The 26,864-nt window shown below is 36.0% G+C and carries 26 protein-coding genes and 1 pseudogene; 10 read left to right on the top strand and 17 right to left on the bottom strand.

The features are described 5' to 3' along the window. Nucleotides 1-660 precede the first annotated feature (660 nt). The 6 genes from ABC255_RS02210 to ABC255_RS02185 all read right to left on the bottom strand — a co-directional run bounded on the left by ABC255_RS02210 (nt 661) and on the right by ABC255_RS02185 (nt 6,217). Entirely contained in the window at nt 661-1,173 is a 513-nt protein-coding gene (locus ABC255_RS02210; RefSeq protein WP_412991142.1) for a type 1 glutamine amidotransferase domain-containing protein, read from the bottom strand. Between the two features lie 249 nt (nt 1,174-1,422). Next, on the bottom strand, nt 1,423-1,968 hold the full coding sequence (locus ABC255_RS02205; protein ID WP_412991141.1) for an REP-associated tyrosine transposase: 546 nt from the start codon (nt 1,966-1,968) through the stop codon (nt 1,423-1,425). Beyond that, complete coding sequence (locus ABC255_RS02200) at nt 1,968-3,503, bottom strand: YifB family Mg chelatase-like AAA ATPase (RefSeq protein WP_412991140.1); 1,536 nt, start codon at nt 3,501-3,503, stop codon at nt 1,968-1,970. Before ABC255_RS02200 ends, ABC255_RS02205 begins: the two co-directional genes overlap by 1 nt. Nucleotides 3,504-3,831: 328 nt before the next feature. Further along, on the bottom strand, nt 3,832-4,017 hold the full coding sequence (locus ABC255_RS02195; RefSeq protein WP_412991139.1) for a hypothetical protein: 186 nt from the start codon (nt 4,015-4,017) through the stop codon (nt 3,832-3,834). Between the two features lie 147 nt (nt 4,018-4,164). Beyond that, nucleotides 4,165-4,839, bottom strand: a complete 675-nt coding sequence (locus ABC255_RS02190) for a hypothetical protein (RefSeq protein WP_412991138.1) — start codon at nt 4,837-4,839, stop codon at nt 4,165-4,167. After that, nucleotides 4,829-6,217: an AAA family ATPase gene (locus tag ABC255_RS02185; RefSeq protein WP_412991137.1), complete on the bottom strand. Its 1,389-nt coding sequence runs from the start codon at nt 6,215-6,217 to the stop codon at nt 4,829-4,831. The genes ABC255_RS02190 and ABC255_RS02185 overlap by 11 nt, the downstream gene beginning before the upstream one ends. 908 nt (nt 6,218-7,125) lie before the next feature. Between ABC255_RS02185 and ABC255_RS02180 the strand changes: the two genes are divergently transcribed. Next, a complete protein-coding gene (locus ABC255_RS02180; protein WP_412991136.1) occupies nt 7,126-7,887 on the top strand; it encodes a hypothetical protein in 762 nt (253 codons plus the stop codon). Further along, nucleotides 7,887-8,402 (top strand): annotated as a pseudogene (locus ABC255_RS02175) (ATP-binding protein); the annotation flags it as partial. The gene ABC255_RS02180 and the pseudogene ABC255_RS02175, both read left to right, overlap by 1 nt. A 217-nt stretch (nt 8,403-8,619) precedes the next feature. Here ABC255_RS02175 and ABC255_RS02170 read toward each other — a convergent pair. Continuing rightward, the gene (locus ABC255_RS02170) at nt 8,620-8,766 is read right to left on the bottom strand and encodes a hypothetical protein (RefSeq protein ID WP_412991135.1); all 147 of its coding nucleotides are present in this window, start codon (nt 8,764-8,766) and stop codon (nt 8,620-8,622) included. Nucleotides 8,767-9,050: 284 nt separating this feature from the next. Here ABC255_RS02170 and ABC255_RS02165 point away from each other — a divergent pair, with 284 nt between their 5' ends. The 5 genes from ABC255_RS02165 (at nt 9,051) to ABC255_RS02145 (ending at nt 13,364) form a co-directional block, all read left to right on the top strand. Then, nucleotides 9,051-9,332: a hypothetical protein gene (locus ABC255_RS02165; protein ID WP_412991134.1), complete on the top strand. Its 282-nt coding sequence runs from the start codon at nt 9,051-9,053 to the stop codon at nt 9,330-9,332. 566 nt (nt 9,333-9,898) lie between these two features. After that, nucleotides 9,899-10,168, top strand: coding sequence for a hypothetical protein (locus tag ABC255_RS02160; protein WP_412991133.1), 270 nt, complete (start codon nt 9,899-9,901; stop codon nt 10,166-10,168). A 109-nt stretch (nt 10,169-10,277) separates the two neighbouring features. Next, on the top strand, nt 10,278-11,483 hold the full coding sequence (locus tag ABC255_RS02155) for a Mov34/MPN/PAD-1 family protein (RefSeq protein ID WP_412991132.1): 1,206 nt from the start codon (nt 10,278-10,280) through the stop codon (nt 11,481-11,483). A 16-nt stretch (nt 11,484-11,499) separates the two neighbouring features. Continuing rightward, nucleotides 11,500-12,036 carry a hypothetical protein gene (locus ABC255_RS02150; protein ID WP_412991131.1) on the top strand — a complete coding sequence of 179 codons (537 nt, stop codon included), beginning with the start codon at nt 11,500-11,502 and terminating at the stop codon, nt 12,034-12,036. Nucleotides 12,037-12,047: 11 nt separating this feature from the next. Beyond that, on the top strand, nt 12,048-13,364 hold the full coding sequence (locus ABC255_RS02145; RefSeq protein ID WP_412991130.1) for a ThiF family adenylyltransferase: 1,317 nt from the start codon (nt 12,048-12,050) through the stop codon (nt 13,362-13,364). A gap of 478 nt (nt 13,365-13,842) precedes the next feature. On the opposite strand, the gene ABC255_RS02140 is transcribed toward ABC255_RS02145, so the two are convergent. The 4 genes from ABC255_RS02140 to ABC255_RS02125 all read right to left on the bottom strand — a co-directional run bounded on the left by ABC255_RS02140 (nt 13,843) and on the right by ABC255_RS02125 (nt 16,231). Beyond that, the gene (locus tag ABC255_RS02140; RefSeq protein WP_412991129.1) at nt 13,843-14,292 is read right to left on the bottom strand and encodes a VanZ family protein; all 450 of its coding nucleotides are present in this window, start codon (nt 14,290-14,292) and stop codon (nt 13,843-13,845) included. A 249-nt stretch (nt 14,293-14,541) separates the two neighbouring features. Next, nucleotides 14,542-14,706, bottom strand: coding sequence for a hypothetical protein (locus tag ABC255_RS02135; protein ID WP_412991128.1), 165 nt, complete (start codon nt 14,704-14,706; stop codon nt 14,542-14,544). Between the two features lie 24 nt (nt 14,707-14,730). Beyond that, a complete protein-coding gene (locus ABC255_RS02130; RefSeq protein ID WP_412991127.1) occupies nt 14,731-15,612 on the bottom strand; it encodes a hypothetical protein in 882 nt (293 codons plus the stop codon). 136 nt (nt 15,613-15,748) lie between these two features. Then, complete coding sequence (locus tag ABC255_RS02125) at nt 15,749-16,231, bottom strand: reverse transcriptase domain-containing protein (protein ID WP_487247423.1); 483 nt, start codon at nt 16,229-16,231, stop codon at nt 15,749-15,751. 181 nt (nt 16,232-16,412) lie between these two features. On the opposite strand from ABC255_RS02125, the gene istA reads away from it, so the two are divergent. Both istA and istB read left to right on the top strand, forming a co-directional pair. After that, a complete protein-coding gene (gene istA / locus ABC255_RS02120) occupies nt 16,413-17,933 on the top strand; it encodes an IS21 family transposase (RefSeq protein ID WP_412991126.1) in 1,521 nt (506 codons plus the stop codon). Beyond that, complete coding sequence (istB, locus tag ABC255_RS02115; protein WP_412991125.1) at nt 17,930-18,688, top strand: IS21-like element helper ATPase IstB; 759 nt, start codon at nt 17,930-17,932, stop codon at nt 18,686-18,688. The genes istA and istB overlap by 4 nt, the downstream gene beginning before the upstream one ends. A 130-nt stretch (nt 18,689-18,818) precedes the next feature. Here the strand turns inward: istB and ABC255_RS02110 are convergent, their stop codons facing one another. Then, entirely contained in the window at nt 18,819-19,241 is a 423-nt protein-coding gene (locus ABC255_RS02110; protein WP_412991124.1) for a reverse transcriptase domain-containing protein, read from the bottom strand. Nucleotides 19,242-19,934: 693 nt separating this feature from the next. On the opposite strand from ABC255_RS02110, the gene ABC255_RS02105 reads away from it, so the two are divergent. Beyond that, a complete protein-coding gene (locus tag ABC255_RS02105; RefSeq protein WP_412991123.1) occupies nt 19,935-20,198 on the top strand; it encodes a hypothetical protein in 264 nt (87 codons plus the stop codon). A gap of 123 nt (nt 20,199-20,321) precedes the next feature. Here the strand turns inward: ABC255_RS02105 and ABC255_RS02100 are convergent, their stop codons facing one another. From ABC255_RS02100 to ABC255_RS02080, 5 genes are all read right to left on the bottom strand, one after another. Beyond that, entirely contained in the window at nt 20,322-20,459 is a 138-nt protein-coding gene (locus ABC255_RS02100) for a hypothetical protein (protein WP_412991122.1), read from the bottom strand. 922 nt (nt 20,460-21,381) lie between these two features. Next, complete coding sequence (locus tag ABC255_RS02095; RefSeq protein WP_412991121.1) at nt 21,382-22,770, bottom strand: sugar phosphate nucleotidyltransferase; 1,389 nt, start codon at nt 22,768-22,770, stop codon at nt 21,382-21,384. A 123-nt stretch (nt 22,771-22,893) separates the two neighbouring features. Beyond that, nucleotides 22,894-23,925 (bottom strand): GDP-mannose 4,6-dehydratase, encoded by a 1,032-nt coding sequence (locus ABC255_RS02090; protein ID WP_412991120.1) that lies wholly within the window; start codon nt 23,923-23,925, stop codon nt 22,894-22,896. After that, the gene (locus ABC255_RS02085) at nt 23,906-25,276 is read right to left on the bottom strand and encodes a UDP-glucose dehydrogenase family protein (RefSeq protein WP_412998454.1); all 1,371 of its coding nucleotides are present in this window, start codon (nt 25,274-25,276) and stop codon (nt 23,906-23,908) included. Before ABC255_RS02085 ends, ABC255_RS02090 begins: the two co-directional genes overlap by 20 nt. Before the next feature lie 612 nt (nt 25,277-25,888). After that, nucleotides 25,889-26,806 (bottom strand): glycosyltransferase, encoded by a 918-nt coding sequence (locus ABC255_RS02080; RefSeq protein WP_412991119.1) that lies wholly within the window; start codon nt 26,804-26,806, stop codon nt 25,889-25,891. Between the last annotated feature and the right edge of the window lie 58 nt (nt 26,807-26,864).

Raw genomic sequence — 26,864 nt, 5'->3', positions numbered from 1 at the left:
TCTTAAAAGTATGTTTAGCTCTCTAATATTGATGATTTGGATCATTTGAAGGGCTGGCAGCTTGTTGTTCATTGACAACTACCATTTGGATGATTTACCTGGTTTTCTTGGCCTGTTCTCTCCCTATATGTAAAAAATAACACATCATCGCCTCATACCATAGGCATGGATGGTGTATATATATACTTATCATCACCTTTATAATTTACTGCTTTAAACTTTAGCCGTAAAAAAGGGGTCAGTCCCCCATCGCTTTAATGCAATGGGGGACTGACCCTAAATTTTGAACTCTCGTTAATGGACTTTATTATCATTATCTTAAATCAACATAAAAAGGAATGGATTATTACACCGAAAGGTGCAATAGCCCATTCCTTATGAAACGTCCCTATGGCACTTTACCACTTTTAAACTTTACTAAGTGCGGATTAGATCTTTTTTCCCTTACTTGTTGAACCTCATCTACCCTGGTTATTATTGACGCCTAATAACCAGGCAGAAACTCCAATTACAATAGTGAAAACCAATAACCCCATTTCAAAAATATTAAAACCGCCAACACCATAGCTGCGCCATATCCTAGACCTGTCTTTTAATCGAGGAGTGACAGGCACCAGTAATAAAAAACATTAGGCAGAAGGAGCCCCTTCTGCCTAACTGTTATCCTATTATTCTTAATGATTCTTGCACAAATGCCGGTATGTCTTCCGGCTGTCTGCTTGTGACCAGCTGGTTCTGGCAAACGACTACTTCCTTGTCGTGTAAATTAGCGCCAGCATTTTCTAAATCAACATGAATCGATTTATAGCCTGTTATGTCACGCCCTTCAAGCGATTTCGCTGTAATAAGCAGCTGAGGTCCATGACAAATGGCTAACACAGGTTTTTTAGCATCCATAAATGCTTTTGCAAAACGAACAAAACGCTCGTCGGCTCGAAGAATATCTGGTGAAAATCCGCCTGGAATGAAAAGTACATCAAATTCCTCATGGGATACATCATCAATGCTTTCATCAATAACGACTTCGGTTTTCCCCTGCTTTCCTTTTACGGTTTTACCCTTTTCCATCTCGATTATGGTTACCTCACCCTTTTCCTTAAAGGCCTGTACAGGTACGGCATATTCGGAATCCTCAAAATCATTCGTTACTAAAACAGCAATTTTTTTATTCATTATCATCAACTCCTCATTCATACATTACCCTCATATCCATTGGGCGAAACAATTAATAAAGTCTTTCTAGACTAGCCCAATAATCCTTTAATGAAAAAACGTTTCTATATAAAGTGGTATATCCAATAACATCACTCTACATCTTTTATAATAAAGCTAGATATTGACGATATGAATCAAATCATTACGTTCGAAGCAATCCAAGACTAATCAATCATTCATAGTATTAAAGAGTAACAGGTACCGATTTTAGATACGTAAAGTTTGGCAGTACTTTTCTTTCTTCTCTTCAATGGTTCCAAGGTAATAATCTAATAGACTCTCCATTTTTATATAGGACGGTGCTACGGTTTGAGGGTTCTTAAACAAATGATAACTGCTCCAAGGGTAATACTCTGGTCTCCTGACCATTTTTGCCTCTACTGGATTTAAATGAATATAACGGCTGACTTCTAGCATTCCTTCTTTATCTTCAATCATCTTGTCATAAAATCGTTTTTCATAGACATGCCCTGTTAAACGGTACTTGGTATTGTAATAATTGGCATAGCGCTTGTTAATTAATCCCATGAGCTTTGAAAAAGAAGCGTCTTTTGAGCGAATGAGAAGGTGATAGTGATTGGTCATTAAACAGTAGGAGGCAATTTCAAACGGTATTTTCTCATGGAGCTGTTGAAGGATATGGAAAAAGGCTTGAAAATCAGCAGCGTTTCGAAACAACGGATCACGGCGATTACCACGACAAACAATATGATAAAACCGATGATGAATCCAAACTCTCTGTGGACGTGCCATTATGTCTCCCTCGCAATACTCTGTTGTTTAGAAGAACCTGAGCGTCGTAGTGTCATCGCTTCCCAAATTGCATTGTCAGTAATCCTGCTCTCTCCAGCTAAGTCTGAAATGGTTCTAGCCAAGCGAATGATTTTGATTTGGACCCGGTTGCTCCAATTTTGCTTAACAGCTACGTTTGTAAGTATTCGTTGCTGCTCATTTGTTAACGGGCTAGTTTTGGAAATCTGTTCAAATGGAACTTTAGCATTTGTTATTTCAGACTGATAGCGTTCAAATTGGCATAGGCGTGCATGTTCAACTCGCTCGCGAATTTGCATGGACGATTCTTCAACCTTTGACAGATGGTCTAAATTGATCGATGTTAATGATAATAGAATATCAATTCGATCTTGTACTGGTCCTGATAATCGATTCCGATAGCTTTGAATTTGTTTAACCGAGCAGGTACAGTAATGATAATTTGAATTAAAATAACCACAAGGACAGGGATTCATTGCACCAATGAGGATAAACGAAGATGGGTAAGTTACGGTAGAATGTGCTCTGCTTATCGTTACCTTGCCAGTTTCAAGTGGCTGTCTGAGCATATCTAGAGTCTTTTTTGTGAATTCCGCAATTTCATCGAGAAATAACACACCACGATGGGCCAGTGAAATTTCACCAGGTCGGGGACTGGAACCGCCACCAATAATTGCCACAGAAGAGGCGGAATGATGAGGGTGTCTGTATGGGACGGCTTGGTCATAACTTCGTTTTTCTCCTGCTAGTTGATAAAGACTCATCACTTCTAGTTGAGCTTGATTTGTTAGGGAAGGAAGAATGGAGGGAAAAGTTTCAGCCAGCAGGCTTTTTCCACAGCCTGGTGGACCGCTCATTAGTACATTATGCTCACCAGCCGCTGCAATTTCTAATGCCCGTTTTGCCTGTTCATGACCAATAACATGACAAAAATCCTTTTGAACTGCTTCAGAAAATTGCGGTGCTTGCTTCTTAGTCCTAGGTTTAGAAAGAAATGAAAGACTTTGTTGTCCTTGTATGTGCTGAACCACTTCTTTAATATGATTTACGACAACTAATTCCAATCCTTGCAGCATGTTAATCGGTATCCATGGATCATCCGGTATGTAGAGCAGCTTTAGACCAAGCGCTTTCGCTGCAAGTAATGCTGGCAGTAACCCCTCCGCACTCTCAATCGTTCCATCGAGTGCTAATGTACCAATAAACGCAGTATCTTGCTTGATTTCTTCCTTAAAAACCTTTAGTTCCTTTAAGGAAGCAATCGCGATTGCCAAATCAAACAACGGTCCATTCTTTTTTTGTTCAGGCGGTGAAAGATTAACGACAACCTTTTGATCTGTTACGTCTTCTCCAAAGTGACTAAGAGCAGCTATCACCCGTTCTCTTGACTCCTTGACAGAAGCATCTGGCAACCCTACGATCACCATCGATTCCTTACCTGGAGATATTCTCACCTGCACATGAACCCGATAACCCTCAAGTCCTTTTAAACCTATACTTGAAACATTAACCGTCATAAAACAGCCTCCAAAAGTAACTTTATTTTCAAAATAATACATGGATAAATTAGAAATGACTTGCGAGAGGTTAAGGAATAAAGTGTGATTTCGTGGTTTGTAGATGAAGATACAATATGAGTATTTCTATACTAAATTTCTACAAAATAATTCAAAATCCTGCACTATCTATTAGAAAAAAATAAATAATACGGAAAATATATCACAAAAGCCTATCAATCCTCAGCGGAGTAAAGCGACTAGAATGAGATGGAGTCCCTTCTCAGCTGGAATAATTTTGTGTATAATGGACATATAATAAAAAAGAGAAGTGCTACCAACACTTCTCCTATGCAGCCTCTACCGTCAGGGTGATGGTTGTATTAAGTAGATTATTTTTAGAACCACCCTTTTGCTTACGACGGCGCAGGGTGGTTTTCTCGTTTTCTAGAACATTCTTCCGAAAAGAATATGCGGTTACTTCCCGCACAATTCCCTTCAGAACTTCTCGTAGAATATCAAGAAATGTTTCCATGATTATCACCTCCTTCCGCAATTACGGAAAGAAGACCGACAACCAACCACCCCAACAATATGGAACTGCAACTACATTCTATCACTGTTTAGCTATCTAATAACCTATCAATCTTCGACAAATATCGGGGAGTGACAGGCACCGGTATTAATCAAAAAAAAGATGGAAATTGCAATGTCGTTTAAGTGAATGATTATCCCTTTTAATAAAATCCCATGTTTCTTTATAATCACCTGGAACAGCAAATTCATCATTTCTTATGAACTCAACAAATTCTTCTTCTATTCCAAAAAATTTATCCGTAAACTCACTAGCAACCTCATCTTTCTTACTGTCATCCATATTACATTCATTATGTAATACATGTTCTAAATTACATGAAAAATAGTACATAGAATAGGGTATATCTGATACTTTCGAACAAGTGCATAATTTATTAAGTATAGCGCTCTTTTTCTGGTTACGTTGTAGAACACTTTCGACTTTTCTAGCTTTAATAAAGGCAGGAGAATATATAAAACCATCAACATCGTCTTCTTGTATATAATTCTCCCTTACAAAAGCACCATCGGTATCTATTAAGTGTATAACTTTTAGTAAATCTGATTTTTTAAAATGGTATCGACTAAGGAAACTTTTAATTTGATCATTAACCTTAATATTTACATTCGCTACAGTAGTAAATTTATCTGTAGTAATATCCCCATTTACAAGGTGAAACATCACATTTTCTGTTTTAATAAGTTTCGAAAGAATAAGACCAAGCGTTGTCTGGTCAGAAATCCCTTCAACAATAAACAGAATAATCTTTTTAGTTTTCATTAATCACCCTCCCAGCTACTCTGAAAGCGCGACTAATTTCAAAACTATTGGTTTCTTCATAAATATTCTCTTTTTGACCACCTAGGTTAATGCTCCTATAATAGAGATTTCGTAGATTGTTATTGCTCTTCACATTGGCAAATCTAAGGTATCTATTCTTTGGATTAGTTGTTGTAAATACTAACGAATTTGTATCTAACATCTCTAGAGGCCTTAAATTATGAGATGTAAATATCAGTTGCCCTTTTCCGCTCTCGTTAATAATTTGCAACATTTCACCAAGAAGATATTCATAAATACCGGCATCGAGTTCATCAACAACCACACAAACTGCTGGATTATTGAACAATGCTATGAGTGTACTTAACATTGAAATAATCTTTTTTATTCCATCTGATTCATATCTTAAAGGTATACTTAAACCACCTTTTACGGAGACAAGCTCAATCCTTACACCCTCTGTTCCTTCTTCCTTTAATTCCTTCCCATGGTTTTTTATATCAATACTTAGTCCAGGAATGATAGTTCCCAACACAATGTTCATCTGAGCAGTAACTTTTTTTGCAACTTGATACACTTGTTCTGGCACTACAGATGGCTTTGATAATCCAATCCCTAAATCTCCTTGAGTAACACTCGTTTTGTCGGTTAATCTAAACCTTAGGGGAATAAGTAAGTTCATGTTGATTATTCCGGCATGATCATTTTTAATAATAACCAAGTTTAGATTGGCATAGTATTTAAGGGCCAAAATTATATTTGTATATTCCTTAAATGATTCACTATTTCTAATGATTTCTTCAGTTTCAGAACTGAAAATAAAAGAGTTGGTATTTTTCTCTGCTAGTTTCTTAGATACACCTAATTCAATATGTTTATCGGAATTATTCGCAGTTAAAAGTTTGAAATTTTTTATCGGCTTAAATATACTCTCTTTGTATTTTAAATTATAGTCAATAATCCCAGCTTTGCTCTTCCACTCTCCGTTTTGGAATTTCTTATAAGATAAGTTTTCTTTTGTGATCTTTATCCTATCTTCATCAATCTTACTCAATTCAATTTCATAATAAATAAGAAACTTCTCATCTTGATGATCTAAATTAAATATAAATCTTAATTCTGATGAAGATGATGTCTGTAAAATATAGTCAACCGTATTTGATGGAAGTTTTTCTCCTTTTAATGCGTGTTTAAGAATCCACATGGCGTCGACAAGGGCAGTCTTTCCAGAACCATTTTGACCGTAAAGCCCAATTATTTCAGCCTTATTATTGAAGTAGTCCTGTTTCATATAGCTTGGAAACATAACGGTACCGTTCTCTACATTCTTAAAATTAATCAATTCAATTTGTTGTAAACGAACAATAGTTTTATCCAAAATAGTCACCTCCAATTATTAGCAACATAACATATGAAATCTATAAAGTAAATATATTTTTAACTTTAGGTACATTTTGTGTCCATTATGAATAATATTCTTCAATTTCGTATAATTATTTCCAAAATAGGGCAATTTATACTTCCATATCAGGAAAATACGTTGGGAAAGTATTTTAGCAGCATTGGAATTGAGAATATTGGAACAACCTTAAATACTTTGACCCATAACGAATATGCTTACACAGGTCCAAAATCCTTTATTAAAATAATTGGAACATAAAATGTACTGTACATTTTATGTTTCTCACATTGAAGATGTTATCCAAAAGAAATTACCATATGGATTTTCAAGTTTTTAGGATTCTTGAATATTGCCATGACTCAGTGCCACTAATGCCAAAGTTGAGAGCAACAAGTATCAACGGAAGAGTCCCCATTAAAAAGGGTTCTGCAAATAGAGAGAAGGTTACATGGTAGTATACACTAAGCAAAATGATAACAAAGTCTCACTAACGAAGTTCTTATGCTAGGTATTTGTAAGAATAAACAAGGTAGAAAATCAGTTGCTCCAAGTTTGCCAGTACTAAATTCCTTCAACCTTATCACGCTAACGGGCAGTTATATTACAAAAGAGGTAAGTAAAATCTAAAAAATCCCTCTCTGGATTCAAAATAAATATATATAATTTGTGAACTGCTATTTGACTTTCTTGTGGCCCACATAAGACTAACGAGGCAGATTGGAAATTCGATGGATGGTGCCTGGCACCTGGTTTTTGCAAGGGCCCACCACTTCCTTGTACGCATATGCTACACCTCCTCGTTTTTTCATATGTATGACAAGTACTCCTGTAACCATTAAAGGAATGCTGATAAAGAAGATTGGAACGAAACAAGACAAAAGCAAGTGCGAAAACGCCGAGTCATGGATTCCGTAAAGCCAATAATAGATCAATGGCTTAAGGAGGATTTAAAGAAAAAGAAGAAGTTCCGTAGAACAGCTAAAAGAATATTTGATCAACTAGTAAATGAGTTTGATTTTGAAGGTCCAGAACGTACTGTAAGAGATTATGTATCTAAGATGAGAGTAGAATTGTATGAGGTGGTAAATGATGCAGCCCTACCGCTAGAGGCTAGAAAAGGTACAGATAATAGGCTCTACTCTACCTCTCCTCGTTTTGCTAAATGTGGAGTTTTGGCAAGAATATCATTTGATAAAGTAGAGATATTAACTCAGAAGCATGAACTCATAATTTGCCATACAAGGCTGTATGGAAAACAGAAGAAATCAATGGAATGGCAACCATACTTAAATCTGATGGCAAAAAGACCAACAGCCATTAAATACACAAGCTTTTATGAACAATTGCCTCAAGAATGGCAAGCTTACTTAGAGAATTGTACCGTTTATGAGAAACAAGAAGCCCTACGTTTATTATCTGTTTTGTTAAAAGAACATGATTTTACTTACGCTACTCAAGCCCTTAACAGTGCTTCAGAAAGTGGGCATCCTTCGGTTGATTCGATTAAACAAGTATTCTATCAACTAATCAATGGTCGTGGACAGAGAAAGGAAATTCAAGTAAAAGGAACGGTTCCATCTATGCCACCTGCCACTAGAGGCGCAAACCATTATGATCAGCTCTTTCAAAAAGGCGGTGTATCTTAATGGAATCGACGATTCAAGAATATGTGAAGAGACTAAAATTGAGCTGGATCCGGCAAAATTATAAGGAGGTCCAGGCTACTTCCAATGAAGAGTATCTATTAAAGTTAATGGAACTTGAGATACAACAACGGGAGGAACGCCGGATCAATTTATTATTGAGTCAAGCATCATTACCAAAAGCACCGAGTGTACCTTTTAAATGGGATGAAATTGAGTATAATCAAGGTTTGACAAAGGACTATTTATTTGATGGTAAATTTATCGAGAAAAAAGAGAATTTAATTTTCTATGGTGGTGTAGGTACTGGTAAGACCTTTTTGTCTACTTTAATAGGATTAAATGCCGTACATAAATATGGCAAACAAATCAAATTTTATACCGTAGCAGGATTAGTAAATAGATTACTAGACGCTAATGAGAAAGGAACTTTGAGCCGTTTATTCAAGCAGATTGAAAAGCTAGATTTATTAGTTTTAGATGAATTAGGGTACATTCCACTTCATAAGCAAGGAGCACATTTTTAATTGCCGTTTGATACATTTTTCACTTGCCAAATACACACAAAAGCCTATCAATCCTCAATAATAATCAGCGGAGTAAAGCGACTAGAATGAGATCGAATCCCTTCTCAGCTGGAATAATTTTTTGTATAATGGACATATAATAAAAAAGAGAAGTGCTGGTAACACTTCTCCATGCAGCTTCTACCGTCAGGCTAGTGGTTGTCATTGTTTATATTTTATCTGAACCACCCTTTTGCTTACGACGGCGCAGGGTGGTTTTCTCGTTTTCTAGAACATTCTTCCGAAAAGAATATGCGGTTACTTCTCGCACAATTCCCTTCAGAACTTCTCGTAGAATATCAAGAAATGTTTCCATGATTATCACCTCCTTCCGCAATTACGGAAAGAAGACCGACAACCAACCACCCCAACAATATGGAACTGCAACTACATTCTATCACTGTTTAGCTATCTGACAACCTATCAATCTTCGACAAATATCGGGGAGTGACAGGCACCGGAATTTGAAGAATAATAACTACTTTTGTAAGCTTTTGAATGTTTGAAGGAATAAGCTTAGCATAGTGAGAATATGTGATAAAAGTAATTTTTCCTACAAGAAAAACTACTTCTTATATATCTTTTTTAGGGGGATCCTTTATGGATTGGGAAAGTATCAAGATTACAGAGGCATGTAGTGAAAAACTAGAAAGAAAAATTGATAATGAAAGGAGCGTAGTGTTTAAAATACTAGCACCAGTTGATGAATTTGGACTGATTCAACTTGAAAGCTTAGTACACTTTAAAGAAGGTGGAATTGAAGTCACAGAAATTGGTCACCATCTTTGGGAATTAGGGTACCAAGATGACCAATACTATAAGTTGATTGTTAGTTTAGAAGATGACTCAAATTATCTTCTACACAATTTTGAAATCCTATAAATTTAACTGGTTGAGAGAAACAACAGTTTTTCTCAACCTCCCCTCCTAAAAAAATATAGATGAAGTTTAAAACATATTTGATTTAACTTAATTACAAAAGTTTGGGAAATTGTAAATGTGTAAAGATTAATAAGAGATACTAACAAAATACAAAAGGATGTGTTTATAAAAATTTTAAATAATACTTGAATATTTATTTTGGGGAGGAAATCGAATAACACTTAATATTTAATGAAATTTTAAAAGAAGTTTCTGATATACCCTACGTCTCAATAGAAGTTTGTAGAGAACTATATTTATACAAAAAAAAGAATATAGATTAATCAATAATAAATTTTAGAAGAAGTTTTGATTTACCCTACTTCATAATAGAAGTTTGTAGAGAACTATATCTCTATCGAAAGATAAGTATAGATTAATCAATAGTAAATTTAGAAGAAGTTTTTGATTTACCCTGCGTCAATTAGTTTGTTAGAGAACTACATCTCTATCGAAAGAAAAGTATATAGGTTAATCAATAATAATTTTTTAGAGAGTGATATCTCTAAAAGGAGACTACAACCGTAATGAAAAATTATAAACTAACTGAAAAGTTTGATATACCAAGAGATTATATTATGTTGCAGCTTCCTAAAAAAATCATTGCTACAAAAGTTAAAGAGAAATTAAAAGAACAAAATTTAACCTACCGTCAAGCATGTGAAAAAATAGAAAATCTGAATTATACACAATTTTCAAGAGTCACCAGTGCATCGACTTATACCATTGATACATTGTTAAAAACATTAGATGGATTAGGATTAGAAATTCAGATCGTAGAAAAGAAAGCTGAGTAAATGCATTTCCCTTAAATGCCACAGACCATGTCTGTGGTTTTTTATTTTGTTAATAAATTTCAAAAAATTTTTAAAATAGGATGTTTAGCCATTAAAATTTCTGTTCATGATGTTAGTGCAGCTAGGTAAAATTGCAATTTTGAAATCAAAATACAATGGAGAGGTGAAAGACGACATGAGACGAGATGAAAAAGAATCTAGATTAGTTTACGTAACCGACGAAGTAACAAAGGATACGAAAAATTTAATCGCAGATTTACCGGCAGAAAAAGGAGGTGCATTGGTAGGGATACCAGGAAGCAGAGTTATTACCGGGCTTATTTTTGATAGTAAAGCGAAAACCACACTTTCAAGCTATAATCCCTCCAGGTACTTGAATCAAATAGTAAAGAAACGAGAGCTTGAGAGTGGTTTAGAGTTCAAGGGCATTATCCATTCCCATCCTAGCGGGATGGACCACCCGTCCTCTACAGATGTAATAGAAGTGAGAGGAAGTTTAAACACAAACAAACATTTAGAAATGTTTGTAGCACCAATCGTGACCAATAATATCAATTGTAAAAAATTAAAAAGTCATGAAATTGCATTAGGACCTAAGGAGAAAGTCTCCTTTTTCGGAGGATTTAGAGACTCTGCTACCAAGGATCAACCCAACTCATACAGCCGAAATAATGATTTTTCATTAGAAGAACTTGAAGTAAAAATAATTCCTAAACAACAATTTGAAGATGACATTCAAAATACCTGCAAATTGCTGGGTGAAGACGGTCAATACAAGGTAGTTCTTTTCGCCCTAGAGAATGGTGAGCCCTTCCTCACAGCACGTATCCAAATGGGAGATGAAAAAACAGAATTTCTTTTGACATGTGATATCAATTATCCTGTTTCTGCTCCAAGGATGCTTCATTCCGTTTTGGATGATAGCCGAGAGGTCCATATTCAATGGGATCAAAAGAGGGCAAGTCACTATCTAATGTATGCAGCAATACGAAAGTCGTTAGAAGAGAACCCTTACAAAGTTCCTCACTTAAAGGAAGAAACATTTGATGAGGAAGTAGTAATGAATATCTGCAACCAAACGACACCAGTAGGTTCTCAGCAGCCAAATGATATCTTCCAGAATGAGGTACTTCCAGTTGAGATAATAAAGGAGGACAGATGCTCTGCCACTGAAGAATTAATTACTTTTCATAGCAGTCCTCCTGAAAGTATTCAAATTAATAATGAGGTTACTGATACTTCACAGAGTAAACTCCGCTGTGAAATAACATTCTCAGGAACGGACCAAAAAAGGGTAGCAATTGAAGTTTATTAATAAGGAGGAAAAACACATGACAAATACAGTGGATTTAAATGAGCTGCAAAGGGTTATGCTTCAAAATCAAAGAAATGGAGTGGAACATCCCCATAACCCAAACCAAAAAATTTCGGTTACAAGGGAAGGTAAAATCGTCCAAGGAGATTCAGTTTCACATCCACCTGAGGTCCTGTCCGAAGTACCTCAGGGAACATTCGCTAATGTTACAGAGCAGAGACCAGTTCACCCAAAGCTTCCGAGTAATACATTGCCCGTAAACAGGGATGGTTTTAATGGATTTCTGTATTCCATTAAGGATCCCTTCGGTCAAGTATATAGTATGTTTTTATATTTTGACGGTTCTTATTATCAAGTAAAGCTAGTTTACCCAAAAATCGATAAAAACTATAACATACATGACTGCCATTTATATCGTGATGGCCGGCTATGTTTAAACAAATCGACAAATGGCGGTTATGCGAGCCTCGAAAAAGCCTATGCCAAATCGGTCATATGGGCTGCCGGCTTTACGGCATACCGTCAAACAGGAACATTTCCATTTGCAAAATAGGAGGAAAGAACATGAATCAGAACACTATTAATGATAGCTTTCTACTTTCGTTAGAAAAAATCTTGCCAAACTTTTTTGATGACTTTCAAATTAAGAGCATAACTGATCACTCATTTCGAGTGACAGATAGTCATGGGATTGAGATTATTCTTTCACTAAACTACCCATATCCTGCAGTCTCACCAACAATTCTTGTTAGCGTAGACGATGAAATTGAGCTCATTCAAACCGAATGGGACTTAGAAATTTATGATGTAAACGAAAGAATTGAAAAAATGTTGAAGCAATTCCTCTTACCTCCTAGACCTTATAAAAAGGTCTTTGGAAAAAATGGACTAGTCTTAAGTAAAGATTCCAAAACAGCGAAGTTTGCTGGGTGGAATCGCTACTATACCGGGATTAGTCCCGAGGACGACCTCACCTATATAAAGGAAAGGTTATTTGCCAGAACGAAGGGGCTTTTATCTGATGAACTTCAGAACAATACTATTTTAATTGTTGGTGCCGGCTCTGTTGGCTCCTACATGACAGAACAATTCGTACGAAGCGGTGTGGAATCTTTCATTCTCATTGATCCCGATATTGTGGAAATCGCTAATTTATCACGAACGAATTATTCTTTAAATGACGTTGGTGATTATAAGGTTGAAGCGTTAGCCCGGAACATGATGAATATTAATCCTTGTTTATCGATTACCACCTACAAAAAAAATATTGGTGACTTCAGTTCAGAGGAATTTTCAAGCATATTCGATTTTGCAGACCTTGTTATAGCTACAACGGATGACCCTTCGGCACAATTACAAATTAACCGATTTGCCTTTTGTAAGGGGAAACCTTGTTTATTTGTCGGTCTGTATAAAGGGGCAAAAGGCGGAGAAGTGATTATTAGTATCCCAGAAAAAACGCCTTGCTACCGCTGTGCTGCACCAGTCAGAGAACATTTCGGAATAAATCACTTGCCTGAGACAGATTACGGGACGAATCGATTGAAGGGCGAAATTGCACTTAGCTCAGATATCCAGCATGTTTCCAGCGCAGCCGTCAAAATAGGATTATCTATTCTCTCAGCTGCCGTTTTAGAACAAGGCATCGGACAATTTATCAACAAACTACTAGTTAAGGGATTCTATTACCTTACCATGTCGATGGAAGAAGACTACTGGTATTTTCCACACATCTTTAAAGAAACTCCTGGTCAAGCCGCTTTCCAAAGTGTGTGGTTAACACCAGAGACAGACTCTGAGTGTCCAATATGCGGCGATCATGAAAATAGAATTCGTCCTGAACAAATACCAATGACAACACCCGATACATCATCTTTGTAATCCAAAACAATTGGTAACAGTGCGATATTACGAATAAAACAATTTGATAGAAACTAATCCGTATCAGTCTATTTATAGGAAGGGGTTTCCTGTACCGTGAGGTGCAGGAAACCCTTCCTTTGTAATTGGAAATAATTTTGCCATCAATATGTAGACAAGTACTATAGGCTGATAGATTAAATCTAGCTATTCATCTCTATATTTCGGTGCCAAATTTATTACTGACCATTCCGTAATGATGTTCCTTTCTTGGTTGACATAGCCATACAGAAAATGCGAAGCGGCTTGGAGCTTAAAAATTTCTCTCTTGATTGTTGCAGGATTTCCGGGAGCCAAGGGGCCTGTTCTCTTGGTTCCTTAGCAATTAGCCTTTATCTGTCCTATTGCATGCTATTTCATTACAATTTCTCCTGATCTCTTTCTAAAGACAGAAGTATTATCCAAAATTAAAGAATTATAAAAATCCTTTAGTGATGAATTAATCTCTCGATTTTACTTTTTTACGTTTAATTATAAAATAGCTTATCAATAAAACAACAAACGCCCCAAAAGAATCAAACAAAACATCCTGATAAGCCGCTACTCTCCTTGGCATAAAGGATTGGTGCCATTCATCGGTTATGGCATAGATCACCGTTAGGCACCATGCCAGCACATATGAAAACCTCAAGGCTTCTAGTGATTTAAGCAATAAAAATGCTAGAATTCCAAAGACGATGACATGTGTTGTCTTTCTTACTAGAAGATTTAGCTCATTGGTATCGATAGGGGCAGCATTCGTTGCGCTAACCGATTGTTGTTCTGTGACAACCACCTTGTGGATCACTTTTCCCGTGTTATGTCCTGTGAAGTACGGTAGCTGTGTAAAGAAGAATATTGCTATCATCCATGCAATGGCAGCAAGGACCCACCACTTCCTAGTACGCATATGCTACACCTCCTCGCTTTTTATATCTATGTTATGTACTCCTGTAGCCATTAAAGGAATACTTTTAATGGTTTGGTTTAAGTACCTATACAACCACTTTCAGTAAACCTCGTATTAACGTCCCTAAGTATACGTTTGCCCAATATTGTCGCATATTTCTTCTTCAAAGTGGTTTCATCGTAAACTTCAATTTGACCTTTGATAATACCTGCCCTGTATAATATCTTTCACCACACAGCCAATAGTTCATCATACAAGTCTCAACAAATCATTCGCAATTTTCTCTGCCTGATTAGAGTGTGCGTAATCATTAGAGCCCATAACAATGTTCAACTGCTCAATAAAGCCTTCATTAAGTTGAAATTTCTTAAACTCTTCCCAGTCAATAAGCTCACAAAGTTGCTGCCTGATCAAAAATTCAATCGTATTCTGATCCTCTTACATCGAAGGACGATTTAGAATAAGCAAAGGAACGTTTGCACTGAGTGCTTCCCCAATCATTCCCCAGCCTGCTTTTGGGATCACTAAGTCAGAGGCTGCAATATAATTTTGCGATTCTAAATAATCTGCAGGTATTTGATAGACATTCTTATGGTTTACTTGGACATTGTGGGATACTAAAAAGATGCAGTTAGGACTATCCCAAATTGGCAGTTGTTCAAGTGAATCAACCCCAATTTTCATTCCAAGACCAAGAAAAACTATTTTCTTATCTCCCACAGGATTAACTGAACTTCTTATTCTGTTAACTTCTTCTAAATCGCTTTCTCTCGAATAGAATCCATAATCATAAGATCTCATCTGCCACTGTTCTTTACTTCCAGCCAAAGAGAAGAAATAGGTCATTTTTTGGTAAGCCTTTTTAAATGTCGTTAACTCAGCATCATTAATCAATCCTTGATAAGCTGTATACCAAGTGAAGTTTGAAATACCAACGGAAGGAATCCCTAATTGATCAGCTGCCTCAAATGGCACTGGAGATATATCGGATACAACGAGATCAATCTTTTCATTTAACAAAAACTTTTTCTCTTGCTCAAAAATACGACCCCAATCTGCAACAAATTTCTGATACTCCTCTAACAGCTTTTCTTTATCAGGAAAAATAGAATCCCTTTCCAAGAAGTATCCAATGTCTGTTTTAATCTTTCGGTAACGAACCCGTTCAGAATAAAGCGATTCTTTTATAAAAGATAGAGCAAAAGAATGGCAAATGATAACTTCCACTTCAGAATGATTAAGTAGCTCCCTTATAACTGTAATACTTCTTGAGGCATGACCAAATCCATAATCCGATATGTAATATGCAATAGTTTTCAATTCCTTTCGCCTCCAAAACAAAAAGAAGGGATAGGTCCTAAGCCCTCTCCCCCAAAAAACTTATAATATTAGTGATACTACCAGTCAAATATTCTATCAATCTTCGACAAATATCGGGGAGTGACAGGCACCGGAATTAACCCATTCCTTTACGTCTACATGTTTCAGACGCAAATCTCCCGAAGGGAATAATTTTCGTTTTATCCCTTGCAATTTCGAGTTGAAACATCTTTAATCGCTGAATTAGCGCATAGTAGAAGTTTTGTGCATCATCTACGTATTGAAAGCAACAGACAAAGTCATCCGCATATCTTACGATATAAGCTTGTCCTTTACATTGTTTCCTTACAACTTTCTCAAACCACAGGTCAAGCACAAAGTGGAGATAGACATTCGCTAAAATTGGCGAAATGAGCCCGCCCTGAGGAGTTCCTTCCTCCGTCTTATAAAGCTTCCCCTTTTCCATATATCCCCCTTTTAAGAATCTAGCTATTAATCTCAAAAGGCTTGGGTCTTTTATTCGATGCTGCAGGAATTTCATCATCCACTCATGATTTACGTTGTCAAAGAAACCTTTAATATCGGCATCTACAATGTAGTTGGTGTATCTTCTTTCCAAGTAAAAATTAAGGATTTTCAGTGCATCGTGACAATTGTTTTTGATAATCTAAATTTGAGCCACTTTTATACGATTTGATCGCATAAAAAATGAGCCACTTAATTTCCAATTCTATTAACCTCTCTTATGATAGGAAGTGACCAAACTTACTACATATGAGAGGACGAAAAGGATGATCGAAATGGCTCAATTTCATAATATCAAATTTTTAAAAGAGGTTGAAGGTTTATCGCAAAGACAAATAGCGACAAAACTTGGAATATCCCGTAACACTGTAAGTAAATACCTTAAAAACAATACAGCACCGACCACAGTCTTAAGAAAAACCGTCTATGCAACAAAGGAATACTCTCCAGAAACAAAACGGATCATTCCAATAATTGACCAATGGTTAGAAGAAGATCAAAAGAACTGGAGAAAACAAAAGCATAGTGCCATTAAAATCTTTAAGAGATTACAAGATGAATATGATTTTAAAGGCTCTGCCTCTAACATTCGTAAAATCGTAGCCAAACGCAGACAACAAATTCAGGAAGCATTCATTCCTCTGGACTTTCAACTCGGCCACCAATTTCAATTCGACTGGGGAGAGGCGGATATTATTCTACAGGGTCGAAAGCAACGCATTTTCCTTTTCTGCGTTCAGCTCTCCGCAAGCCGTATTAGGTTTGTCAGAGCGTATCTCCATGAAAAACAGGAAGCATTCCTAGATGGTTTTGTCCATGCGTTTGAATTCTTAGGTGGGGTCCCTACAGAGGGTCTCCTTGATAATTTAAAAACAGCTGTTACAAAAATACTCCAAGGAAGAGATCGGCTAGAACAGGAATCTTTCATTGGGCTCCAAGCACATTATGTATTTAAGGCTGAATTCTGTAATCCTGCAAGTGGTAACGAAAAAGGGAGAGTTGAAGGCACAGTTGGATACATAAGAAGAAATGCTTTGGTACCTTTACCGGAAGTTCAATCAGTTAAGGAACTGAATGACTATCTCCTGGATTGGTGTTTAAAAGAGGCTGGAAGGACTCACGTCCCAAATAAATCAGAAACTGTCTTAGAAATGTGGGAGAAGGAAAAGGAATATCTTCATCCCCTTCCTGCGAACCGGTTTGAAGCTTGTAAGCTTTTATCATGCAAGGTCAATAAAACCTCCCTTATTACCGTGGAAACCAATCGTTATTCTGTCCCCTGCAGCTATGTGGGACAAGCTGTATGGGCAAAAATTTTTGTCGATCGTGTAATCGTAGTGGCTCAAAACCAAGTGATCGCAGAACATATTCGGTCCTATGAACGCAATCAGATGATTACCGTTCTTGATCATTATTTGGAAGTATTACTTAAAAAACCACGTGCAATCCGAGACGCACATGCATTCCAATCAATTGAGATCCCTGATGTATTCAAGAGATTCCATTTGAAAATGCGAGAACAGGAAGGATCTACAGGTGATAAGAAGTTCATTCGACTTCTCCTCCTCCATCGTGATATTGGTATGGACAATTTAACAAAAGCCTTATTGGAAGCAGAGAAAACGCAAGTTTTCCGCTATGAGAAGGTCCATGAAATCATACAAAGGCTCACAAACCGCCACATACCAATCCGTACTCTTCCAACGGACAAAACGCCTATCAATCTCCTTGATTACAAGGTGGACAAGTCCAATATAGAACAGTACGGTCAATTGACAGGAGGTACACGGAAATGACGACAGAACTACTTTTAGATCACTTAACTAAACAATTACGGATTCCGACTATCGCAGCGCAATATCGTTCCCACGCTAGAGAGGCTGAGGATCGTAACTTAAGCTATGAGGAATTTCTATTGGCTTTACTTGAAGCTGAATCAGAGTCTAGAGAAGACAATCAAAGGCAAAGAAGGCTTAAACAAGCCGCTTTTCCTGTTCATAAAACACTAGATAGCTATGATTTTAGTTTGATGCCAAGTCTGAATAGGAATCGTTTTTTGACTCTATCAAAGGGAGATTTTGTGGAGAAGAAGGAAAACATAATATTTTTAGGAAACAGTGGGACCGGAAAGTCGCATCTGGCAACGGGCCTCGGCATTGAAATGATTAAAAATGGATATAAGGTTAAGTTTATCTCAGCTGCAGAATTAGTGGAAGAACTTCTCCTGGCTAATGAAGAACATAAAATAGGTGCATTAGAAAAAAGGTGGCTCAAATTTGATTTAATCATTATTGACGAGCTTGGATACGTACCATTCACAAAAGTAGGATCCGAGCTTTTATTCCAATTCTTTGCCGGCCGTTACGAACGAGCAAGCGTTGTGATAACAACAAATCTAGAATTTACAGAATGGACCTCTATATTTGGAGATGAAAAGATGACAGCAGCCCTCCTAGACAGATTAACCCATAGGGCTCATATCCTCCTCCTAAATGGAGAATCCTATCGATTTAGACAAAGTATGAAACAGAGGGAAGATAGCGACCAGTAGATCTAGGCACAACAAGTTTAGGGTATCTTGCCACTCGGGGCAAGATACCCTAAACTCCCACTCCACCTCTAAATATGGAAATATCTTTGAATGAAGTGGCTCACTTTTGAAGTGATCGCTCTGGCTCAAATTAATATTGACAAATACAACAATTACGATTTGAACGAAAACCGAAGGAAGAGTCTAGGAAATCTTGTTCATAGATGGCATTCAATGTTTTCGCTATCGCCCGCTGAACGATTTTATCTTCATGTTCAGGTATTCCCAGCGGTCTCTTCTTACTTGAACCAGTCTTGGGAATATATGCTCTTCTTACTGGTGTTGGTCGATAGTCTTTTGTTTTCAACTGCTTGACTAACTGTTGAATGTTTTCATCTAAGTGTTCCCCATATTCTTCTTTAGTTGTTCGGTTCACCCCTGTTGCCTTCTTATTCGGAAGTTCATGATGGCATTGTTTAAGTGCCTCCTCGTCCAACAGGTGAGCCAGTGAAGTAAATTTCATATCAGGGTGAGATCTTGCTAATTCTGCTATTCTCATTAGTTTTGTTTCCATTAATTTCTCCTACCTCTGTGTGTAGTTAATGTGTCCCTAGTAAGAACGATGATAAGTAACAGCCTTTCCTCCATCAGCATTACCCGACTTCATTGGTACTACGCTGTTATCCGACTACCTGCAAGGCATTTGGTTTCCTCACTTTGTATCGCTTGTACGCCATACTCTTCGCCTTTATGCGAAAAGACCTGCAGGTTCTCCCGAGTTGTCGTAACATATCGATGTGTAACGTGCCAAGGTCAACGACCCCGAGAAGGCTTCTATCCTCTTGCCATTTTGCGATGATAGAAATGTTGCTTTCTGCACAGACCAACGCATCAGCCCTTCTAAGTTTGGGCTTTCGGAGCTCAATCCCTTCAACCTTACGGCTTTCAGCCCATTACCTAACTGTCTACGCTTAAAGACAGCAGTTACCTGCTGCCCTCCAAGACTCGCTACGAGTGAATGGCTAATTCTTTCTCGACGGGATTCCCACCCGCTATATGTTACGACCTAGGCTCGGCCGCACGATCTGACCCCAAATTTTCGAATACTACTTTGAAATAGCCTAAGTAGTCTATATTACGTAATCACTTTATTGATGGTATTGCCTGTCCGGATGGTTAAACAATTAAAAGTGTACATATTAACGCTGACAATTATAAATATCCGATTTTTGCTATAATTTATAATAGAATTGGAGGGGAATAAATAGTGACAAAGTTACGGTACATGACGGTGGAAGAAGTACTTAAATTCGCAAATTCCACACCAACAAAGGCACAACACTACGCCAATATCTTAACAAAGCGGGCAAGTGTCGTATGCGAAACGCATTTGGTAGACGAGGTGATAAAGGAATATAATGGCTACATGGGAGAGACAATGGTATCTTTTCGGGTAGAACTAGAAAAAGCAGAAGAACGAGAAGGTACTCCCCAAACAAAAATAACTATTGTATATAATGACATACGTTAAAGTAGCTTAATGGGAGGTCTGACCCCAATTGACCGCGTTAAACTTTAACAGGGTGGGGGTCTGACCCCCATGTCTTCTGTTTTAATCTTTCGGTAACTACCCCGGTCAGAATGAAGCGATTCTTTAATAAAAAGATAGAGCAAAAGAATGGCAAATCATAATTTCCGCTTCAGGATGATTAAGTAGCTTCCTTATAACAGCAATACTTCTTGAGGCATGGCCAAATCCAAAATCCGATATGTAATATGCAATAGTCTTCAATTCCTTTCGCCTCCAAAACTAAAAGAAGGGAAAGGACTTAAGCCCTCTCCCGAAAAAAACTTATACTATTAGTGAGAATATCAATTTGATACTGTTAGTCAAATATTCTATCAATCTTCGACAAAAATCGGGTAGTGACAGGCACGGATATTATCGAGTTACCTCCAACCCTTTCGGGATTTTGACGCCAAATACATTTTGGAAAGTCACAAGCTGCGAGTAAATGGAAAGGAAAGATTCTGAAAACAAACTGAAATCCTCTCTGGATGGTGCGGCTATTCAGGACCACCACGGGAATATTCAATGATCATTTGCGACAAGAAAAGCCATAAGGACCTTCCCCATGTACATTATTACATTATAACTGCAATACTTCTTGAGGCATGACCATATCCATAATCCGATATGTAATATGTAATAGTTTTCAATTCCTTTCGCCTTCAAAACAAAAAGAAGGGATAGGACCTAAGCCCTCTCCCCAAAAAAACATATAATATTAGTGATACACCAGTCAAAATATTCTATCAATCTTCGACAAATATCGAGGAGTGACAGGCACCGGAATTTAAAGATATCACAATACCTTAGGGCTAATAACTTTCACCAAAAAGGCGTAAGAACCAATCTTATTTACTAAAAACTGTTGATTTATACTTGACGGTTACATGTTTCTATCCCAACTGCCCAATCGAATCCTTTCAACATAATTTAAAGAAATATATTCGTTTTTATTATGAAAAGCGAATCCAAAAAAGAATGGGATTCGTTTCTCCTAAAATGTATTACTTAGATTACCAAAATGCAGTCTAAGTGTTGAATTTTTAAATGTCTACTTTTCGGGGGCTTGACCACAGGCACCGGAATTTTTCACCTCCAAAACAAAAAAGAAGGGAAAGAACCAAAGTCCTTTCCCAAAAAATAATTATAAAATTACTTTTGCTTTTGATTTCTGGAAATGATTAATAACATCTTCCCATTTAAAATACAAGCGGGTAAAGTCTTCATCACTAATACCGATACCCGTTTGAACCTCAATAAATTCTAACTCGGTAAATGCCTTTATCCCATGCTTCTTACCAGCTGGCAAGTGGATAATATCTCCCGCTTTTACACGAGTAATGTAATCATCTAATGCTAATTCACCCTCACCCCGAACAATGGTCCAAACTTCATCACGGAGGTTGTGATAATGATAGCTAGAGTTTTTCCCTTCATGGATGCAAATACGTTTGGTAACCATTTCATTACCGCCCTCATAATTTGCATAATCAAGCACACGAGACCAGCCCCAAATCCGCTCTTCATACATTGGAGGTTGTTCAAATCCACTAATCAAATCTTTAATTTTTGGACTTGAAGCTTTATCGGCAACTAAAATTCCATCTGGACTCGCAGCAACGACAATATCCTTTACTCCAATAACTGTAACTGGAATATCAAGCTCATTAATTAAATGAGTATTTTCATTATCATCGCTTAAAACACCTTTACCAATTTGAGTTGTAGCCATTTCTTCCGTTAAGGTATTCCACGTTCCAAGATCCTTCCAATAACCATCATAAGGTAGAGCAACAATATAATTTGCCTTTTCTACTACTTCATAATCAAAACTGATTTTTGGTAGAATCTTATACTGTAACGACAGTTTATCATAATGCGATGGTAAGCCTTTTTCTATCAATATATCAATTATATACTTCAATTTAAATGCAAATACTCCACAGTTCCAAAGAGCATTTAAATCAATAAGAGTCTGCGCCTTTTCTTCACTTGGCTTTTCCGTAAAGTGATTTACTGTGAAATAGGAATCGACCGTTACCTTTTCCTTTGGTACAATATATCCATACTTTGAAGATGGATATGTAGGCCTTACACCAACCAAAGCCAAATCTGCATTAGAATCTAGTAACACATCCTCTAATTCCTTTACCTTTTCAAAAAAGCAATCTTCTACATATGGATCAACCGGTAATACTACAACCACTTCATCTTCAGAAACATTTTGAATAGTATACAAGTATGAAGCAGCCAGTACTATAGCAGGGAATGTATCACGACGTTCAGGTTCGATAATTATAGGGACATCCATTCCAATTTGGCTATGAATCATATCTCTTTGCATTTTTGAAGTAGCAATGACAGAAGACTCGGCAAGACCCACTGTTTCTAGTTGTCCCCATACTCGTTGGACCATGGATTCCTTTTCTCCATTGTTACCTTCTAATACTTTTAAAAACTGTTTTGATCTTGTATCATTTGATAATGGCCATAAACGTTTTCCCGATCCACCTGATAGTAATACAAGTTTCATATTAACTCCTCCAATACACTAACCCTATTATCCAGTGTGATTACCAATTTTCGTTTATATCTATCGAAATATATCAAAAAAATAAATAAAAGGAGTAGCTACCCTACTACTCCCTATTTAGGGCTATTTCTTCTTATAATACTCACAATACCAATTTGCAAACCTTTGAAGGCCCTCTTCTATTGAAGTTTTAGGCTTAAATCCAATAGCATCTTCTAATAATTTTGTTGAAGCATAAGTAGCTGGTACATCACCTGGTTTAATCGGTTCAAACACCTTTTCAAATATGACTTCCCTACCCAAAGTATTACTTAAGCATTTCTCTAACGTTTCAATAAAAGTCATCAACTTTTCTGGGTTGTTATTACCGATATTAAATACCTTATGAGCAACATTATGCTCCCCCACCGGAGGTTTACTAAGAAGGCGTTCAATTCCTTCAACTATATCATCAATATAAGTAAAATCACGGTAGAGATCATTATCGAAATCACCGTTATTAAAAATTTTGATCGGCTCACCTGAAAAATATTTACCTGTAAATCCAAAATAGGCCATATCAGGACGCCCAAGTGGACCATAAACTGTAAAGAAACGAAGTCCAGTTGCAGGAATTTTGTAAAGATGACTATAAGTATGAGCCATTAACTCATTTGATTTTTTTGTGGTAGCATAGAGTGAAACAGGATTATCAACCATATCTGTTTCTTCAAATGGAACTTTTTTATTTGCTCCGTACACAGAACTTGAAGATGCATATAAAAGATGACTCACAGGATAATGTCTACATGCCTCAAGTATATTGTAGAATCCAATTATATTGCTCTGAATATATGCATCTGGATTCTCTATGGAATACCTTACACCTGCTTGAGCAGCTAGATTAATAACTACGTTGGGTCTATATTCTTTAAATAAATTTGTTATCAAGGACTTATCTGAAATATCACCTTCAAAAAAAATAAACTTTTCATAGGATTTTATTTGCTCTAAACGAGTATATTTCAAGTCCACATCATAGTAATCATTGATATTGTCAATACCAATTACTCTACAGCCTTGTTCTAATAGATTCCGAGATAAGTAAAATCCTATAAAGCCTGCAGCTCCGGTGACAAGATATGTTTTACTAATATCAAGAGTTTTGCAATTCACTTTTTTTCGACTCCTTTGTCACTTCTCTACTTGTAGGTCTTCTTCCTATTGAATGGTACTCTACCCCTGCCTGTTCCATCTCAAGTACACTATAAATATTTCTTCCATCATAAACTAATGGAGTTCTCATCAAATTTTTATAAATTTCTGGAGTAACTGCTTTTACTTCTCCCCATTCAGTAAATATAAAACAGACATTTGCTCCATCTAGTGCATGCTCTATATTACACACATACGTAATACTACCTCTCCCACTCTTACCTTCTGGATACACTTTAGCAAAGTTCTCTGCTCCCACAGCATCATATGCGTAAATGTCTGCACCTTGCTCCAATAATAACGGTATGTTCTCCAATGAGGCTGCTTCTCTTAGATCATCAGTACCAGGCTTGAACGTTAAGCCTAAAACTGCTACCTTTAGTCCATTGAAGGTAATAAGTCGTTTACTAGCTTTCTTATATAATATTGTTTTTTGGTCTTTGTTAACATCTATAGCAGCCCTAACAGTTTTTAACTCATATCCTTGTTGTCTAGCAATATACTCTAACGCTTTTGTATCTTTAGGGAAACAAGAACCCCCATAACCAATACCGGCATTTAGAAATTTACTTCCTATTCGTTCATCAAAACTCATTCCTTTTGCAACATCTTGAATATCAGCCCCAACTAACTCACATAGATTTGCAATATCATTCATATATGATATTTTAAGAGCTAGAAAGTCGTTTGAAGCATACTTAATCATTTCTGCTGATCTTCTATTAACTGAAACAATTGGCAAACCAAATGGTTTATAGATCTTCATAAGTATTTGTTCAGCCCATATACTTTCTGTCCCAATAATTATTCTCTCTGCATGTAAAGTATCATGAACTGCTGAACCTTGTGCCAAGAACTCAGGATTTGATGCAACTTCCACATTCACTTTATTAACTAAAAAGTCCTGAATAAATTGTTCAACTTTATCATTCGTACCAACTGGAACTGTAGATTTTACAACAACTAAGCAGTTTTTTTCAACAGATTCGGCAATTTGCCTAGCAACAGTTGCGATGTATGATAGATTTGCAGAACCATCTGGCTGTTCTGGAGTACCAACCCCGATAAAAATTGCATCAGCATCCTTATAGGCTGTCTTATAATCGGTAGTATAGTTTATTCTTCCAGCTTCATAATTCTTCTGCATTAACTCCTCTAAACCAGTTTCATAAATTGGAGAAACTCCTGATTTCATTAGGGCTACTTTATTTTCATCAATATCAACACAGGTAACATGATGTCCAACTTCTGCAAAACATACACCTGCAACTAAGCCAACATAACCGGTTCCTGCAACTGCAATCTTTAACATAGGCTCGCCTACCTTCAACATAATATAATAATAAAAAATATATAATAATACTCACAATTAAACCAATAGTTTTAAATTTATTAAAATCATTACTTATTTTGAACTTAATCAAATAAAAAGAATTATTATATCTTCCATATACATTAAATCCATTATACAACTATATACACTTTACTTATCCGTTAACTTATTTACTATATATCCAAATAAGGGTAAAATTTAAAGAATAATATAATCAAAAAAACTGTATTAAATAGTAATTTAATTTAGATTTGTATGTTTTATAGGATTAGACAAAAACCTATCCCTTTTATTAATGATATTTTTAGTTTAGCATTTAAAAAGCTAAACTTTGATTTTTTATTTATATGACGATAGTTTCTAGGATTTAGACTCTTTTTAAGATCCTTCATCGACATATGTACAACTATCACTATAAATTTAGCTTTCTAAACCTCTTAAACTAATTAAATTTGTAACCTTAATGCAATATTATATAATAATATCCTTCAAAAAATGAACAGGCCAATATTGACCTGTTCATTTTTTATGATATTCTTTACCGATGCACTGATTTTAACAATATCATAATTTCATAAACTTAATTAAATATTACATATTTTTTAATCTTTTATACTTAACTATCAATAACTTTCCAATTTCATTAGATATTCCTAACAATAATATTTTTTTCTTTTTATCATCAATATATTCGTTAATAAAATCTTTACATTCTTTATAGTGCTTTTGTTCAATCATATTAATAATTCGTAATAAAACATATTTTTGCTTAAACCTTTTCACAGAATCTCCGTACTCAGAATCAATAAATTTGTTTAACATTACGATAACGTTGTTAAATCTTTCTTTTAAATAAACCTTGCTAACGTTGTTATCATGTATTCTTCTATACGCTAATATGTCGTTTAAATGATAGAAATTTGCTCCTGATATAATAATTTTTAACCATGCATCCCATTCTTCTCCACCAAAAAGTTTAGTATCAAATCCTCCAATGTTAAGAAAAGGTTTTCTCTTTACCATTACTGTTCCAATACGTATAGTACCTAACTTAGAGATAAGCTCATTTATTGTAAAATTTTGCTTATCATTATTTTTAACTACTTTGGTATTTGACCCTTTTATTAATTCCCCGTTTTGATTAATTAATTCTAAATCACCGTAAACAAAATCGACATCAGGATATTTCTTAAAGATTTCAATTTGTTTCTTTAATTTATCTTCATGCCAAATATCATCTTGATCAATAAATGTAATATATTCACCACTAGTTCTTCGAATTGCTTTCATCCTTGACCCTGGGGCTTTTAGATTCTTTTCATTCTTAATTAAGGTAATTTTATTATTATCTACTATCATTTTCTCTATAATTTTTATTGATTCTTTATTAGTTGAATTGTCATCAATTATATATAGGTGCCAATCTTTATAAGATTGATTTAAAATACTGTTTATAGATTCTTCAATCCATCTATTACAGTTATATGCCGGCAAAATAATATCAATCAAAATAATTACCCCTTTTCGAAAAACAATAATTAAAATACTTGGCGAATTCTATTGAGTT

The organism is Neobacillus canaveralius (assembly GCF_047237705.1).
GTDB classification, from domain to species: Bacteria; Bacillota; Bacilli; order Bacillales; family Cytobacillaceae; genus Neobacillus; species Neobacillus niacini_K.
This window is presented reverse-complemented; position numbering and strand designations above follow the sequence as displayed.